The organism is Streptomyces sp. NPDC058221, assembly GCF_042882365.1.
Lineage (GTDB): Bacteria > Actinomycetota > Actinomycetes > Streptomycetales > Streptomycetaceae > Streptomyces.
Genome location: NZ_JBHVWF010000104.1, coordinates 1 through 16,551, shown reverse-complemented (window position 1 = coordinate 16,551; position 16,551 = coordinate 1). Strand labels below are relative to the sequence as shown.

The 16,551-nt window shown below is 68.7% G+C and carries 8 protein-coding genes and 1 tRNA gene; 1 reads left to right on the top strand and 8 read right to left on the bottom strand.

All coding sequences use genetic code 11. From position 1 onward, the window contains the following. Positions 1 to 60: 60 nt before the first annotated feature. The 7 genes from ACFVW8_RS27545 to ACFVW8_RS27515 all read right to left on the bottom strand — a co-directional run bounded on the left by ACFVW8_RS27545 (position 61) and on the right by ACFVW8_RS27515 (position 13,351). Positions 61 to 570 carry a CinA family protein gene (locus ACFVW8_RS27545; RefSeq protein WP_389694548.1) on the bottom strand — a complete coding sequence of 170 codons (510 nt, stop codon included), beginning with the start codon at positions 568 to 570 and terminating at the stop codon, positions 61 to 63. Continuing rightward, entirely contained in the window at positions 567 to 1,328 is a 762-nt protein-coding gene (pgsA, locus tag ACFVW8_RS27540; protein WP_389694546.1) for a CDP-diacylglycerol--glycerol-3-phosphate 3-phosphatidyltransferase, read from the bottom strand. Before pgsA ends, ACFVW8_RS27545 begins: the two co-directional genes overlap by 4 nt. Beyond that, positions 1,325 to 2,803, bottom strand: a complete 1,479-nt coding sequence (gene rimO / locus ACFVW8_RS27535) for a 30S ribosomal protein S12 methylthiotransferase RimO (protein WP_389694544.1) — start codon at positions 2,801 to 2,803, stop codon at positions 1,325 to 1,327. Before rimO ends, pgsA begins: the two co-directional genes overlap by 4 nt. A 133-nt stretch (positions 2,804 to 2,936) precedes the next feature. After that, positions 2,937 to 3,737 (bottom strand): helix-turn-helix domain-containing protein, encoded by an 801-nt coding sequence (locus tag ACFVW8_RS27530; RefSeq protein ID WP_389694542.1) that lies wholly within the window; start codon positions 3,735 to 3,737, stop codon positions 2,937 to 2,939. Positions 3,738 to 3,941: 204 nt separating this feature from the next. Then, positions 3,942 to 6,722, bottom strand: coding sequence for a DNA translocase FtsK (locus tag ACFVW8_RS27525; RefSeq protein ID WP_389694540.1), 2,781 nt, complete (start codon positions 6,720 to 6,722; stop codon positions 3,942 to 3,944). Positions 6,723 to 6,950: 228 nt separating this feature from the next. Then, positions 6,951 to 7,628: a two-component system response regulator gene (locus ACFVW8_RS27520; RefSeq protein ID WP_389694538.1), complete on the bottom strand. Its 678-nt coding sequence runs from the start codon at positions 7,626 to 7,628 to the stop codon at positions 6,951 to 6,953. 245 nt (positions 7,629 to 7,873) lie between these two features. Beyond that, complete coding sequence (locus tag ACFVW8_RS27515) at positions 7,874 to 13,351, bottom strand: HAMP domain-containing protein (RefSeq protein ID WP_389694536.1); 5,478 nt, start codon at positions 13,349 to 13,351, stop codon at positions 7,874 to 7,876. A 412-nt stretch (positions 13,352 to 13,763) separates the two neighbouring features. Here ACFVW8_RS27515 and ACFVW8_RS27510 point away from each other — a divergent pair, with 412 nt between their 5' ends. Further along, positions 13,764 to 16,379, top strand: coding sequence for a SpoIIE family protein phosphatase (locus tag ACFVW8_RS27510; RefSeq protein WP_389694534.1), 2,616 nt, complete (start codon positions 13,764 to 13,766; stop codon positions 16,377 to 16,379). A 63-nt stretch (positions 16,380 to 16,442) separates the two neighbouring features. Here the strand turns inward: ACFVW8_RS27510 and ACFVW8_RS27505 are convergent. Beyond that, a tRNA-Thr gene (locus ACFVW8_RS27505) sits at positions 16,443 to 16,515 on the bottom strand. Positions 16,516 to 16,551: the final 36 nt, after the last annotated feature.

Sequence of the window (16,551 nt, the reverse complement as noted above, 5' to 3'; positions counted from 1 at the left end):
TACCGCCTAGCGCCGCGGCCGTGCGGGGAGCGATGTCGTGTTCACTCAGGGCTGCAAACATCAATTCCCCCCGATCTGTTCCGTATCCTGTGCGCTCGTGTACCCACCGAGTTCGCCGGAGAGCAGATCGAGCACGCTCCGTACGCTCTCATTACGGATGTCCGCTCGTCCGCCGTTCAACCGCAGTGCGGCTACTTTCGCCACCCCCTGAGGCCCGCGGAGTGCGACGAAGACCGTTCCCACGGGCCGGCCGTCCTGCGGTTCCGGGCCCGCGACACCCGTGGTGGCAAGCCCCCAGTCCGCTCCGAGAACCCGGCGTACGCCCTCCGCCATCTGGGAAGCGACGTCCGGATCCACCGCACCGTTCGACGCGAGAAGGGCTGGATCCACACCCAGGACTTCACTCTTGAGGGGGGTCGCATAGGCCGTCACGGAGCCGCGGAACGCGTGCGAGGCACCGGGTACGGACGTCAACTCCGCCGCGACCAGTCCACCGGTCAGCGACTCGGCGACGGCAAGGGTCTCCCCCCGCTCGACGAGCAGTCGCAGCACGCGGGCCGCGGCTGTCACCGCTCGGCCTCCGCCGCACCGCGGGTCCCTGAGGTCCCGGAAACCCGGTCCGCGCCCTCGGCGCCCCCGGGATTCTCCGCGGCCGCCTCGACGGCTTCCTGGGCGGCCGCCGCCCGCTCCGCCGCGAGACCCTGGCGTCGCAGCACGATGGCCTGACGCACATAGTCCAGACCGGTGACGACCGTCAGTACGACGGCCACCGCCATCGCCCAGAACCGCAGCGTGGCCAGCGGGCCGGTCAGCGCCAGGACGTACATCCCGACGGCCGTCCCCTGCGCGAGCGTCTTCAGCTTCCCGCCACGGCTGGCCGGAATCACCCCGTGCCGGATCACCCAGAACCGCAGCACGGTGATGCCGAGCTCGCGGAAGAGGATCACGCCCGTGACCCACCAGGGCAGATCGCCGAGGTACGACAGCGAGACGAGCGCCGCGCCCATGATCGCCTTGTCGGCGATCGGGTCGGCGATCTTCCCGAAGTCGGTGACCAGGTTGTACGTACGCGCCAGGTGCCCGTCGAACAGGTCGGTGATCATCGCGACGGCGAAGGCCGCCCAGGCGAAGGAACGCCACACCGGGTCGTACCCGCCGTTGTGGAGCAGGAGCACGACAAATCCGGGCACCAGCACCAGCCGCGCCATGGTGAGGAGATTGGCGACGTTCCACAGGCTGGCCTGACTGACGGCCGCAGTGCCCAGCTTCCCGCCGCGGGCCGGCGTAGCGCCGGAACCCCCTGCCGCGGATGCAGGCGCTCCGGTCATCTGGCCACCTCCGCAAGCTCACGACACTCGGCCACCAGGTCGACGCCCTCGGTCCCGACTGCCTTTGCCTCGACCATACGGCCCGGGACGAGCCCCTCGCGTGCGGTGAAGAGCACCTGGCCGTCCGTTTCGGGCGCCTGGTGGGCGGCGCGGCCCACGGCGCGCGACTCGTCCTCGGTCGCCTCGACCGACTCGACCAGCACCTGGAGCGTCTCGCCGACCCGCTCCTCGGCCCGCTGCGAGGTCAGTTCCTCGGCCAGCTGCGAGATATGAGCGAGCCGCTCCGCGATGGTGTCGTCGTCCAGCTTGTTCCCGTAGCCGACCGCCTCGGTGCCGTCCTCGTCGGAGTAGCCGAAGACGCCGATGGCGTCGAGGCGCGCACCTGTGAGGAACCGTTCCAGCTCCGCCAGGTCGGCCTCGGTCTCACCGGGGAAGCCCACGATGAAGTTCGAGCGCGCACCCGCGTGCGGTGCCTTGCTCCGGATGGTGTGCAGAAGCTCCAGGAAGCTGTCGGTGTCGCCGAACCGGCGCATCGCCCGCAGCACACCGGGGGCCGAGTGCTGGAAGGAGAGGTCGAAGTAGGGCGCGACCTTCGGCGTCGAGGTCAGCACGTCGATCAGGCCGGGCCGCATCTCGGCGGGCTGCAGGTAGCTGACCCGGATCCGCTCGATCCCGTCGACATCGGCGAGCTCCGGCAGCAGCGTCTCCAGCAGCCGGATGTCACCGAGGTCCTTGCCGTAGGAGGTGTTGTTCTCGGAGACCAGCATGACCTCCTTCACCCCCTGCTCGGCCAGCCACCTGGTCTCACCCAGGACGTCCGAGGGACGCCGCGAGATGAAGGAGCCGCGGAAGGACGGGATGGCGCAGAAGGAGCAGCGGCGGTCGCAGCCGGAGGCCAGCTTCACCGAGGCGACGGGGCTGGTGCCGAGCCGGCGGCGCAGGGGGGCCCGCGGGCCGGAGACCGGTGCGACACCCTCCGGCAGATCGGCGGGGACCGGCGCGGCTTCCTGGGCGTGACCGGGCAGGGCCACATCGGCGTCCTGCCGGTCGGCCGGGCTGATCGGCAGCAGCTTGCGGCGGTCGCGCGGGGTGTGCGAGGCGTGGATGCCGCCGTTGAGGATGGTCTGGAGGCGGTCCGAGATGTCTGCGTAGTCGTCGAATCCGAGGACTCCGTCCGCTTCCGGCAGGGCCTCGGCGAGGTCCTTGCCGTAGCGCTCGGCCATGCAGCCGACGGCGACGACGGCCTGGGTCCGGCCGTGGTCCTTCAGATCATTGGCTTCGAGCAGGGCATCGACGGAGTCCTTCTTGGCGGCCTCGACGAATCCACAGGTGTTGACCACGGCGACATCGGCAGCGGAGGCATCCTCGACGAGCTCCCAGCCGTCCGCTGCCAAGCGGCCTGCGAGCTCCTCCGAGTCCACCTCGTTACGGGCGCAGCCAAGAGTGACAAGGGCGACGGTACGGCGTTCGGGCATGGGCTCAAGACTACTTTGTCCCGGCACTGGCCCCACCGTGCAGGTTCCACAGTTACAGGGAGTGACAAAGACGGCGAGCGCCCGGCGTGCTGGCCGGGTGCTCGCCGCGGTGTGCGAACCGTGGGTGGCTGCGTCAGCCGACCTCGGGATCGCCCTTGGTGTACGAGAGCCGCTCGACCTGGCCGGGCTGGAACTGGTCCTCGACCTTCTTGCCGTTGACGAAGAGCTCGATCGCCCCGGCGTCGCCGAGGACGAGGTCGACTCGCTCCTTGTCCTGGAACGTCTTCGACTGACCCTGCTGGAGCAGCCCGTCGAAGAGCAGCCGGCCGTTGTGGTCCTTGGCGGAGATCCAGCTCTTGCCCTGGCTGGCGCTGAGCTTGACCGTCACCTTGTCCTGCGGCGCCGCGGCAATGGCGCTGTCGGAGGGGGCCGGCTTGGGATCGGCGGGCTTGCTGCTCGCCGGCTTGGGGGTGATCTTGTCGGACGTCGGCCCCTCGGCGACCCGGCCGGCGGTCGAGGGCTCGTCACCGCCCTTGAAGAAGGTGAAGCCGACGAAACCGACCACGGCGACGATGGCCGCGACCATGGCCGCGGTCCAGTTGGGCCGTCGGGGTTCGGAACGGATCCGCTCGGCCTCGAACAGCGGAGCCGCCGGGGTGGGCGAGGGACGGCCGCCGTGCTCGGCGTCGAACTGCGAAACCAGCGGTTCCGGATCGATGCCTACGGCCCGTGCCAGCGTACGGATGTGGCCGCGCGCATACACGTCACCGCCACAGCGGGAGAAGTCGTCCTCCTCGATCGCGTGCACGATGGGGATGCGCACCCGGGTGGACGTGCTGATCTCTTCGACCGTGAGACCTGCGGCGATTCGAGCCTGCTGAAGCACTCGACCGATCAAGGGCCGGTCGTCTTCGGGGGAGTTGCCGATGGACACGGGGGCGCCTTTCGAGCGTGAGCCACCTGCTGGATGTTCAGTCTAGGGGGGGTACGAAAGGGTGGGGCAACCGGGAGGGAGGACTTTGTACGCCATCAGATTCGAACAGAGTCGGATTCGCCGGATCACCCCGTGGAAGGACATCCTGCTGTCCCTCCCTTCAACTTGACGTACGGCCCGGCGAAACGGTTGCCCGCAAAACCCTCACGAACCGGTTTCCCCACGCATCTGAGCCAACACCCCGTCGAGCTCGTCCGGCTTCACCATGACGTCGCGCGCCTTGGACCCCTCGCTGGGCCCGACGATGTTCCGGGACTCCATGAGGTCCATCAACCGGCCCGCCTTGGCGAAGCCCACCCGCAGCTTGCGCTGGAGCATCGAGGTGGACCCGAACTGGGTGGAGACGACCAGCTCGGCGGCCTGGCAGAGCAGATCGAGGTCGTCGCCGATGTCCTCGTCGATCTCCTTCTTCTGCTTCGTGCCGACCACCACGTCCTCGCGGAACACGGGGGCCATCTGGTCCTTGCAGTGCTGGACCACTGCGGCGACCTCGTCCTCGGTGACGAAGGCGCCCTGCATGCGGGTCGGCTTGTTCGCCCCCATCGGCAGGAACAGTCCGTCACCCTTTCCGATGAGCTTCTCGGCTCCGGGCTGGTCGAGGATGACCCGGCTGTCGGCGAGCGAGGAGGTCGCGAAAGCGAGCCTGGACGGCACGTTCGCCTTGATGAGTCCGGTGACGACGTCCACCGAGGGGCGCTGGGTGGCGAGGACCAGATGGATACCGGCGGCGCGGGCCAGCTGGGTGATGCGGACGATCGAGTCCTCGACATCGCGCGGTGCGACCATCATGAGGTCGGCCAGCTCGTCCACGATCACCAGCAGGTACGGGTACGGCGACAGCTCCCGCTCGCTGCCTTCCGGCGTCTTGAGCTTGCCGGTGCGCACGGCGTGGTTGAAGTCGTCGATGTGCCGGTAGCCGAACGCGGCGAGGTCGTCGTAGCGCAGATCCATCTCGCGCACGACCCATTGCAGGGCCTCGGCGGCCTTCTTGGGGTTGGTGATGATCGGCGTGATCAGGTGCGGAATGCCCTCGTAGGCGGTGAGCTCGACCCGCTTGGGGTCGACCAGCACCATGCGGACGTCCTCCGGAGTCGCCCGGACCATCACCGAGGTGATCAGACAGTTGATGCAGGAGGACTTTCCGGAACCGGTCGCACCGGCCACCAGGACGTGCGGCATCTTCGCGAGGTTGGCCATCTCGTAGCCGCCCTCGACGTTCTTGCCGAGTGCGACCAGCATGGGGTGGTCGTCCTCGGCCGCGTCCGCGAGGCGCAGCACGTCTCCGAGGTTGACCATCTCGCGGTCGGTGTTGGGGATCTCGATGCCGACCGCCGACTTCCCCGGGATCGGGGAGATGATCCGGACGTCGGGGCTGGCGACGGCGTACGCGATGTTCTTGGCGAGCGCCGTGATCCGCTCGACCTTCACGGCCGGGCCGAGCTCCACCTCGTACCGCGTCACCGTCGGTCCGCGGGTGAAGCCGGTGACGGCAGCGTCGACCTTGAACTCGGTGAAGACGTTGGTCAGCGACGCGACGATCGCGTCGTTGGCGGCGCTGCGGGTCTTGCCCGGGCCACCCCGCTCCAGCAGGTCGAGCGAGGGCAGCGAGTACGTGATGTCGCCCGAGAGCTGGAGCTGCTCGGCGCGGGCCGGCAGGGGCTGCGACTGCGACCGCTCGGGTGCGGGCTTGGTCAGGTCGGGTACATCTCCGGAGCGCGACGTCTCCTTCTCCGGCTTTCCGGCCGGCTCGGCCTCCCTGGCCCCCGGTACCGGCGTACCGGTACGTTCGCGGTCCACGGAGACGCCCTGGGTGAGGTCGGCGACGACGGGCGAGGGCGGCATGCCGTTGAGCACGGCTCCGTCGAGCGCGGCGGCAGCGGCGGCCGCGACGTCCACCGCGTCCATGGTGCGGTTCATCGCGGGCTGCACGGAGGGCCTGCGCGGCCTGCTCCGGCGCTTGGCGAGGGCGTCGGCCTCGACGCGGTCGGTGTCGTACACCTCGGATGCGTCGGACGGCTCGGAGCGGCGGGAGGAGCGCCGGGAGCGGGCGGGCAGCGCTTCGCGCCACTGCTCGTCGTACCGCTCGTCGTCGCTCCCGTCCTGCGCCTCGGGGTCGTAATCCGGCTCGATGATCCCCAGCTTGGAGCCGAGCAGCCGCAGCCGCTGGGGAATGGCGTTCACCGGCGTAGCCGTGACGACGAGCAGTCCGAAGACGGTGAGGAGCAGGAGCAGCGGGACGGCCAGCACCTCGCCCATGGTGAAGATCAGCGGCTTGGAGGCGGCCCAGCCGATGAGCCCGCCCGCGTCCTGCATCGCTTCGGTGCCGTCCTCGCGTCCCGGCGATCCGCACGCGATGTGGACCTGCCCGAGCACCCCGATGACCAGTGCGGACAGTCCGATGACGATCCGGCCGTTGGCCTCGGGCTTCTCGGGATAGAGGATCAGCCGTACGGCGATGGCGCCGAGCAGTATCGGCACGAGGAGATCGAGCCTGCCGAAGGCGCCGGTGACGAGCATCTCCACGAGATCGCCGACGGGACCGCGCAGATTCGACCAGGTGCCCGCGGCGACGATCAGTGCGAGACCGAGCAGCAGCAGCGCGACACCGTCCTTGCGGTGTGCGGGGTCCAGGCCCTTGGCGCCACGCCCTATGCCGCGGAACATCGCGCCGACGGTGTGGGCCGCACCGAGCCAGACGGCGCGCACCAGCCGGTACACCCCGTTGGTGGGCGACGGCGCCGGTTTGCGTGCGGCCGCCTTCTTCGCCACCGCCTTCTTGGCGGGAGCCTTTTTCGCGGGCGCGGTCTTCTTGGCAGCGGCCTTCTTCGCGGGCGCGGCTTTCTTCGCCGGGCCCGCGCCGCCGCCGGCGCGCTTCGCGGTGCCCGCCGTGCCCTGGGAACCCTTGCCGGACGTACGTGAGGCCATGGGGCCGAGGTTACCGGTGTCTGCGGCAGTGAACACGTGCGCGGGCCTGTTCACCCGACCGTGTCGCCCTTCGGAGGCCGCAAACTGACACGCCCTCACCGCACCGCACCCCACCCGGAGCGCCGACCGGCCGAAACCACCGGGCAGTTGCCGCCACGCGAGCACGAAGGCAGCTGCCCGCAAAGGGCGGTACGGGTCGGGGACCGGCGCAGACCGGGCCCGGAACCGTTACGAGGGAAGGGTGGCCGGTCCGCCGCTGGTGCCGGGCTCCAGGGCGTCCAGCGCCCGGCGCAGCCCGGTCAGCTTCCGTTCGAGATGGGCCGCCGTGGCCACCGCCGCAGCGTCCGCCGACTCGTCGTCCAGCTGCTTGGACAGGGCCTCGGCCTGCTCCTCGACGGCCGCGAGCCGCGCGGAGAGTTCGGCCAGCAGACCCGCGGGTTCCTTCTCGTGGTTCGCACCGGCGGGCACACCTCCTTCGAGCTGGAGGCGCAGCAACGCCGCCTGCTCACGGAGCTGGCAGTTCTTCATGTACAGCTCGACGAAGACCGAGACCTTCGCCCGCAGCACCCACGGATCGAACGGCTTCGAGATGTAGTCCACCGCGCCTGCCGCATAACCCCGGAAGGTGTGATGCGGACCGTGGTTGATCGCGGTGAGGAAGATGATCGGGATGTCCCGGGTCCGCTCCCGCCGCTTGATGTGCGCGGCGGTTTCGAAACCGTCCATGCCCGGCATCTGCACGTCCAGCAGAATGACCGCAAAGTCGTCCGTGAGCAGCGCTTTGAGCGCTTCCTCCCCTGACGATGCCCGCACCAGTGTCTGATCGAGCGCAGAGAGGATGGCCTCCAGCGCCAGCAGATTCTCCGGCCGGTCATCGACCAGGAGGATCTTGGCCTTCGGCACCATGGCCCGTCCTCCTCGCCCCGGAATTGCACCGGGCGCCGCCCCAGGGGACGACTCCCTTACGCCGTCCGTCCTTGTGCCGGTCATGGTAACCGCACCCCGCCTGTCACCACACCCTGTCACCGCGATGTCACTGTGCACATATCAGAAACGCGGCGCAAGACCAAAAGGTTCCCCGCGCACCGCGCTCCCACACCACTTCGGACCCACTCGATCAACAAAACACCATTGATTCGTTCAATCGGCGATCACTCTCCGCGCATCCAACCCTCCATGACGGAAAGCAGATGATCGGGGTCGACCGGCTTGGTGACGTAGTCGGATGCGCCGGACTCGATGGCCTTCTCCCGGTCACCCTTCATCGCCTTGGCCGTCAGCGCGACGATCGGCAGCCCCGCGAACTGCGGCATCCTACGGATCGCCGAAGTCGTCGCATAGCCGTCCATCTCCGGCATCATGATGTCCATCAGTACGACCGTCACATCGTCGTGCTGCTCCAGGACTTCGATCCCCTCGCGCCCGTTCTCCGCGTACAGCACCGAGAGCCCGTGCTGCTCCAGCACGCTGGTGAGCGCGAAGACGTTACGGATGTCGTCGTCCACGATCAGGACCTTCTCACCACTGAACCGGAACGTCCTGCGGGGCTCGGACTCCTCCTGCTGGACACTTGGCGTCCACGACTCCTGCGGAGCGGCCTGCGGCGCCGAGGGGGCGGGCAGCGCGGACTGCTGCCCCGAGCCGCCCAACGCCTTGCGGCGGCGCCCCAACAGCCCTGAGGCGCTGCTCCGGTCCTCTCCGCCGCCTGGCTGGGCCGTTCCACGCCCGAAGTCCTGGAAGCTCTGTCCGAGGCCCTGCCCGATCCCCTGCCCGGCCTCGGGCAGCCGCCCGCTCTCGACCCCGGCGCCGTGCACCTCGATGGGTCCGGGACCGATCTGCGGGTAGCCCTGCGGCGGGAGTTCGCTCGGGTGCAGCGGCAGGTACAGCGTGAACGTCGAGCCGCGGCCGGGCTCGCTCGCCGCATGGATCTCACCGCCCAGCAGACGGGCGATCTCCCGGCTGATCGAGAGGCCCAGTCCCGTACCGCCGTACTTGCGGCTGGTCGTGCCGTCCGCCTGCTTGAACGCCTCGAAGATCACCAGCATCTTGCTGGACGCGATCCCGATCCCGGTGTCGGTCACCGAGAACGCGATCAGATCGGCATCGGCGTCACGCAGCGAACCAGCCTCCAGCAGCTGTTCGCGGATGGCGTTCGGCACTTCGGCCCCCGCGTGCCGGATCACCAGCTCGACAGCACCGCTGTCGGTGAACTTCACCGCGTTGGAGAGCAGGTTGCGCAGCACCTGCAGCAGCCGCTGTTCGTCCGTGTGCAGCGTGGCCGGCAGCTCCGGCGACACCCGTACCGAGAAGTCCAGCCCCTTTTCCGCGGTGAGCGGCCGGAACGTCGCCTCCACGTAGTCGACCAGCTGGACCAGCGCGATCCGGGTCGGGCTGACGTCCATCTTGCCCGCCTCGACCTTCGACAGGTCGAGGATGTCGTTGATCAGCTGCAGCAGATCGGAACCCGCCCCGTGGATCGTCTCGGCGAATTCCACCTGCTTCGGTGAGAGGTTGCCCTCGGCGTTGTCCGCCAGCAGTTTGGCCAGAATGAGCAGCGAGTTGAGCGGCGTACGCAGCTCGTGCGACATGTTGGCCAGGAACTCCGACTTGTAGCGCATCGAGACCGCGAGCTGTTCGGCGCGCTCCTCCAGGACCTGCCGCGCCTCCTCGATCTCGGTGTTCTTGACCTCGATGTCGCGGTTCTGCTGGGCCAGCAGCTCGGCCTTCTCCTCCAGTTCCGCGTTGGAGGCCTGGAGGGCTTTCTGCCGGTTCTCCAACTCCTGCGAACGGTCACGCAATTGCTCGGTGAGCTCCTGGGACTGCTCCAGCAGCTTCTCCGTCGTCGTGTTGACGCTAATGGTGTTGACGCTCGTAGCGATCATCTCGGCGAGCTGGTTGAGGAAGTCCCGCTGGATATGGGTGAACGGCTGGAACGAGGCCAGTTCGATCACTCCGAGTACCTTGCCCTCGAAGAGCACCGGCAGCACGATCACATGCGCGGGCGGCGCCTCGCCGAGACCCGAGGAGATCTTCAGATAGCCCGGCGGGACGTTGTCCACCTGGATCGTCCGCTTCTCCTCCGCGGCCGTGCCGATGAGCGTCTCACCGGGCCGGAAGGACGTCGGCATGGAGCCGGCGGAATAGCCGTAGCTGCCCCGCATCCGGAGCTCGTACGCGCCCTCCCGGTCCCCCTCCGCACCCAGTGCGTCGGTCTCGCCGGTCGCCATGGCCAGGAAGAACGCGCCGTGCTGTGCGGAGACGACCGGGGTCAGCTCGCTCATGATCAGCGAGGCCACGTCGTCGAGATCGCGCCGTCCCTGCATCAGACCGGAGATCCGGGCGAGGTTGCCCTTGAGCCAGTCCTGCTCCTTGTTGGTCGCCGTGGTGTCGCGCAGGTTGGCGATCATCGTGTTGATGTTGTCCTGCAGGGCCTGGATCTCACCGGCCGCGTCCACATCGATCTTCAGATTGAGATCACCACGGGTCACCGCGGTGGCGACGGCCGCGATGGCACGCACCTGACGGGTGAGGTTTCCGGCCATCTCGTTCACCGACTCGGTGAGGTCGCGCCAGGTGCCGTCGACGTCCCGGACCCGCGCCTGGCCACCCAGCTGCCCCTCGGTACCGACCTCGCGGGCGACTCGGGTCACCTGCTCCGCGAACGAGGACAGCTGGTCGACCATCGTGTTGATGGTGTTCTTCAGCTCCTGGATCTCACCGCGGGCATCGATGTCGATCTTCTTGGTGAGATCGCCCTTGGCGATGGCCGTGGTGACGGTGGCGATCTGGCGCACCTGCCCGGTCAGGTTGGACGCCATCGAGTTCACGGACTCGGTGAGGTCCTTCCAGGTACCGGCGACCCCGGGGACCCGTGCCTGGCCGCCCAGCTCACCCTCCGTGCCCACCTCGCGGGCCACCCGGGTCACCTCGTCGGCGAACGAGGACAGGGTCGTCACCATCGTGTTGACGGTGTCGGCGAGCTCGGCGACCTCGCCGCGCGCCTCGACCGTGACCTTCTTCGTCAGGTCGCCGTTGGCGACGGCGGATGAGACCCGGGAGATGTTCCGCACCTGACTGGTCAGGTTGTTGGCCATCAGGTTGACGTTCTCGCTGAGGTCCTTCCAGATACCCGTGGCGCCACGCACCCGGGCCTGGCCACCGAGAATGCCCTCGGTACCCACCTCTCGGGCGACCCGCGTCACCTCGTCACCGAAGTTCATCAGCTGGTCGACCATCGTGTTGACGGTCGTGACCAGTTCGAGGATCTCGCCCTTGGCGTCCACGGTGATCTTCTTGGAGAGATCGCCCTTGGCAACCGCGGTGGTGACCTCGGCGATGTTGCGGACCTGAAGGGTCAGGTTGTTCGCCATGCCGTTGACGGACTGCGTGAGGTCCTTCCACGTACCGGACACACCCTGCACCTCGGCCTGACCACCGAGGATGCCTTCCGTACCCACCTCACGGGCGACCCTGGTCACCTGCTCGGCGAAGTTCGAGAGCTGGTCGACCATCGTGTTGAGGGTGTTCTTCAGCTCCAGGATCTCGCCGCGCGCGTCCACGTCGATCTTCTGCGAGAGGTCACCGCGCGCCACCGCCGTGGCCACCTGCGCGATGTTACGGACCTGAGCGGTGAGGTTCCCCGCCATGCCGTTCACCGAGTCGGTCAGATCACGCCACACACCGGCCACACCGGGCACCTGCGCCTGCCCGCCGAGGCGCCCGTCCGTGCCCACCTCGCGGGCGACCCGCGTCACCTGCTCGGCGAAGGCGGAGAGCTGGTCGACCATCGTGTTGATGGTGTTCTTCAGCTCCAGGATCTCGCCGCGCGCGTCCACGTCGATCTTCTGGGACAGGTCGCCCCGGGCCACCGCCGTGGTCACCTGCGCGATCTGGCGCACCTGGGAGGTCAGGTTCCCCGCCATGAAGTTGACGGAGTCGGTGAGCTCCTTCCACGTACCGGAGACGCCGTCGACCCGCGCCTGACCGCCGAGGCGGCCCTCAGTGCCCACGTCCCGCGCCATCCGCGTCACCTGGTCGGCGAAGGACGACAGCTGCGCCACCATCGTGTTGACGGTGTTCTTCAGCTCCAGCATCTCGCCCGCGACATCGACGGTGACCTTCTGCGACAGATCACCGTTGGCGACCGCCGTCGTCACCTGCGCGATGTCCCGCACCTGACCCGTCAGGTTACGGAACGCCGTGTTCACGGAGTCCGTGAGGTCCTTCCAGGTACCGGCCGCACCGGGCACCTCGGCCTGACCGCCCAGCCGGCCCTCGACGCCGACCTCCCGGGCCACTCGGGTCACTTCCGAACCGAAGGACTGCAGCTGGTCCACCATCGTGTTGACGGTGTTCTTCAGCTCCAGCATCTCGCCGGCCACATCGACGGTGACCTTCTGCGTCATGTCACCGCTGGCCACCGCTGTCGTCACCTGGGCGATGTCCCGCACCTGGGTCGTCAGGTTACGGAAGACGGTGTTCACCGAGTCGGTGAGGTCCTTCCAGGTACCTGCCGCGCCGGGCACCTGCGCCTGGCCGCCCAGGAGCCCCTCGCCACCGACCTCGCTGGCCACCCGCGTGACCTCGTCGGCGAAGGTGCGCAGCGTCTCGGTCATCTGGTTGATGGTCTCCGCGAGCTGTGCGACCTCGCCACGGGCGCTCACCCGGACCTTCTGCGACAGGTCACCGTTGGCGACCGCCGTCGTCACCTCCGCGATGCCCCGCACCTGCGAGGTGAGGTTCCCCGCCATCGTGTTGACGGAGTCGGTGAGGTCCTTCCACACACCCGCCACACCCGGCACGGTTGCCTGCCCGCCCAGCTCGCCCTCCGTGCCCACCTCGCGGGCGACCCGGGTCACCTCGGAGGAGAACGACGACAGCTGGTCGACCATCGTGTTGACGGTGTTCTTCAGCTGAAGCATCTCGCCGGCCACATGGACGGTCACCTTGCGTGACAGGTCGCCCTTGGCGACCGCCGTCGTGACCAGGGCGATATCGCGCACCTGAGCCGTCAGCCGGTACGCCATGGTGTTCACGGAGTCCGTGAGGTCCTTCCAGGACCCGGACATGCCCCGCACCTGCGCCTGCCCGCCCAGCTTGCCCTCGGTCCCCACCTCGACCGCGACCCGCGTCACCTGCTCGGTGAACGCCGACAACTGGTCGACGAGGTTGTTGACCGTACGGGCCACCTTCAGGAACTCGCCGCGCAGCGGCCGCACGGTCTCGTCGGTGGTGTGAGAACGGAGCTCCATCCGCTGCTCCAGGTCACCGTCGGCGACCGCCGACAGCACCCGCCCGACCTCCGAGACCGGTCGCGCGAGATCGTCGACGAGCTCATTGGAGGCGTCGATGGCAGCGGCCCAGGAGCCCTCGCAGGCGCCCGTCTCCAGGCGCTCGGTGAGCTTGCCCTCCCGTCCGACCACTCGCCGTACCCGGGCGAGCTCACCCGTGAGGTGGACGTTGCGGTCGGCGACCTCGTTGAAGACGGCGGCGACCTCCGCCATCACGCCCTCGCCGGAGACCGTCAGACGCCTGCGGAAATTGCCGTCACGCATGGCCACCAGACCGGCCAGCAGTCTGTTGAGCGCTGCGGCGTCGACTTCGATGGTTCCATTGCGCTGCTTCTTCACGGACTGTCCGCCTTTAGTGCGCGTGCCTGTTCCCCGCGCCGCCACGCCAGACTCCACCGTGTCCCTCCCGCAGGGTTGACCGTATCGCTCGGGTCTTCTCTGGGAGCTTGCCCAGATCCTCTATGGCTCACCGCCACAGCCCACCGTTGACGGGTGACTATGCGGACGTCAAATCGTTGAAACCTACCAGGCCGGAACCGGTCGGGGTGGAACGTCCAATGGTTGTCCCACATCCCTTCTTTGGGAAGCCCACACTTGTCCGGTCACAAGCCCGTATCCGTCCGTCCTTGCCCGAAGTCGGCCCTCGTGTACCCGGTAGCAGGACGGAGCGTCTAGCCTGGCAAGCGAATCGAAGCGGCGAGAAACGGGCACAGGACTCGGGGAAGCGACGAGACACCATATGGGGAGTGCTGTGATCACGGCGCGCGCGGCTGCCACCTTCGACCCGGTCGGGCGCTCCGTCGCGACCGCCCGCGCTTTTGTCCGCGACACCCTCCAGGGGTGGGGATACACCGATGTCGTCGATGACGCTGTCGTCCTCACAAGCGAGCTCGTCACCAATGCGGTGGTCCACGCGGGCACCGCCGCGGATGTGCTGTGCCTTCGTACGGAGGACGGCGTCCGGGTCGAGGTCTCCGACCACTACCCGGAACGGGAGATCCCGCTCCAGTCCACCGGCCCCGACTTCGCGAGCCCGGACCGGGAGAACGGCCGCGGCCTGCTCCTGTGCGCCGCGCTCGCCTCCCGCTGGGGCGTCGAGTACTCCCCCGCGCACAAACATGTCTGGTTCCAGCTCGATCTCCCCGACCGTCCGGTGGGTATCCGTTCCGCCGGACCGCTGCTCCCTGTCGGTCTGCTTCCGGTCGCGGACGAACGGGTCAGGGTCGCCGTCGTCCAGATCGACAGCGCCGGCGCCATCGCCGCGTGGAACGACGACGCCGCCTATCTGTTCGGATACGGCGCCGACCAGGTCACCGGAAAGCAGCTCACCGACTTCACCGCCTGGCCGCAGACCCCCGGCACCAACACCGGCATCGCCGATGCACTCCGCCTCTCCCGCTGGGAAGGCAGCTACGGCATCCGGGGCGCCGACGGGCGCACGATCCCGGTCTACGGCTCCCACCTCCGCGTACGGGACACCCAGGGCGAGCCCTCGACGGTCTGTCTGCTGGTCCGTGACTACGAACGGGCCGTGCTCCAGTCGCCGGTCCGCACTCCGGTCTCCGACGCGAACACCGAGAGCCGCAAAACTGACCCCTTCGAGGTCTTCATCGGCTCCCCCGCCCCCGACGACCTCGACGGCCTGCTCCAGCGCACCGTCGAACGGGCCCGCGACATGCTCGACGCCGACGCGGCGTTCCTGCTGCTGGCCACGGACGACGAGACGGAGCTGGAGGTGCGGGCCACGACCGGGCTGCCCTCAGCCCGTCAGCGCTTCGCCCGTGTGCCCGTCGAGGCCGGCACCGGACGGTACGGCTCCGCACGGATGCCCGCGGTCCACGAGGACCTCGACGCCGTGTCCGGCGCCGTCCCGCTGCTGAGCAACACGGGTATGCGTTCGGTGGTCACGGTCCCGCTGAAGGTCGAGGGCCGCCTCACGGGCTCCCTGGGCGTCGCGGCCGAGGCCGCCGGCCGGTACTCGAACGAGGAGGCCCTTCGCCTCCAATTCGCGGCGGACCGCATCGCCTTGGCCGTCGAGTCCGCTCGCCTGGGTGAACTGGAACGGCTGCGCCGCGGTTCCCTCTCCTTCCTCGTCGAAGCGTCGGACCTCCTCGCGGGGACGCTCGACCGGGACCAGACCCTGGCACTGATGGCCCAGATGACGGTCCCCACCCTGGCCACCTGGTGCGCCGTCTACACGATTGCCGACCAGTCCTCGGACCCGTACCTCTCGTACGTGCTGCACGAGGACGAGGAGCGCATCGACGGCCTCAAAGCCCTGCTCTCCAAGATCTCCCCACCGGACCCGGTGCCGGCTCCCGGCGCCCGCGTCTGGTCCGCTCCGTCCGAGGCAGCCCACGAGGCGGCCCTGCGCACCTCGATGCGGAGCATCGGCCTCGGCAACCCCGGAAACCAGGGCGCGGGCATCCGCACCACCCTCGCCACGGCGGCTGCCGTCGGCGGGGAGACGGTGGTCCTTCCCCTCGTCGCCCGCAACCGCGTCATCGGCATGCTCACACTCGGCAAACCTTCCGACGACCACTTCCGCCAGGAGATCCTGGAACTGGCCGAGGACCTCTCCCGCCGGGCCGCCCTGGCGCTCGACAACGCGCGTCTCTACTCGGAGCGGATGGCGATCAGCCAGTCGCTGCAGCGCAGCCTGCTGCCGCCGGGGCTGCCGGACGTACCCAATGTCGAGATCGAGGTCATCTACCGGGCAGCCGGTGAGGGCAATGAGGTGGGCGGCGACTTCTACGACGTCTTCCCGATTCGCGACGGCGCCTACGGATTCGCCATCGGCGACGTCTGCGGCACGGGCCCTGAGGCCGCAGCCGTGACCGGCCTGGCCCGTCATGCCCTGCGTCTGCTCGCCCGCGAGGGCTTCGGCGGCCCCGCGGTCCTGGAGCGGCTCAACGCCGCGATCCTGGACGAAGGCGCCCGCAGCCGCTTCCTGACGCTGCTGTACGGGGAGTTGTGGCCGCAGGAAGACGGCAGCGCACTACTGAAGGTGGTCTGCGCGGGACACCCGTTGCCCTTGCGCCTGCGCCAGGACGGCTCGGTCGAGTCGGCGGCGGAACCGCAGCCGCTGCTGGGCGTCATCGAGGACCTGGAGCTGTATGAGCAGACGGTGACGCTCGAGCCGGGCGACGTTCTGCTGTGCGTGACCGACGGTGTCACCGAACGCCGTGAAGGCACCCGCATGCTCGGGGACGACGGCCTGGCGGACGTGCTGGCCACCTGTACGGGCCTTACGGCGGGCGCAGTGGCAGCACGCATCCTGCGGGCTGTCGAGCGGTTCGCCGCCGAGCCCGCCTCGGACGACATGGCCATCCTCGCCATGCGCGTCCCCGAGCCGCCTGCCGCATAGGCCCACACGGATCCGGATACGCGAAAGGCCCCCGCCATTCGGCGGGGGCCTTTCGTCTGTCCGAGCCCCAATGCGGAATCGAACCGCAGACCTTCTCCTTACCATGGAGACGCTCTACCGACTGAGCTATTGGGGCCTCGCTGCCCTGCGGCAACGAGCTAAAGCATACCCT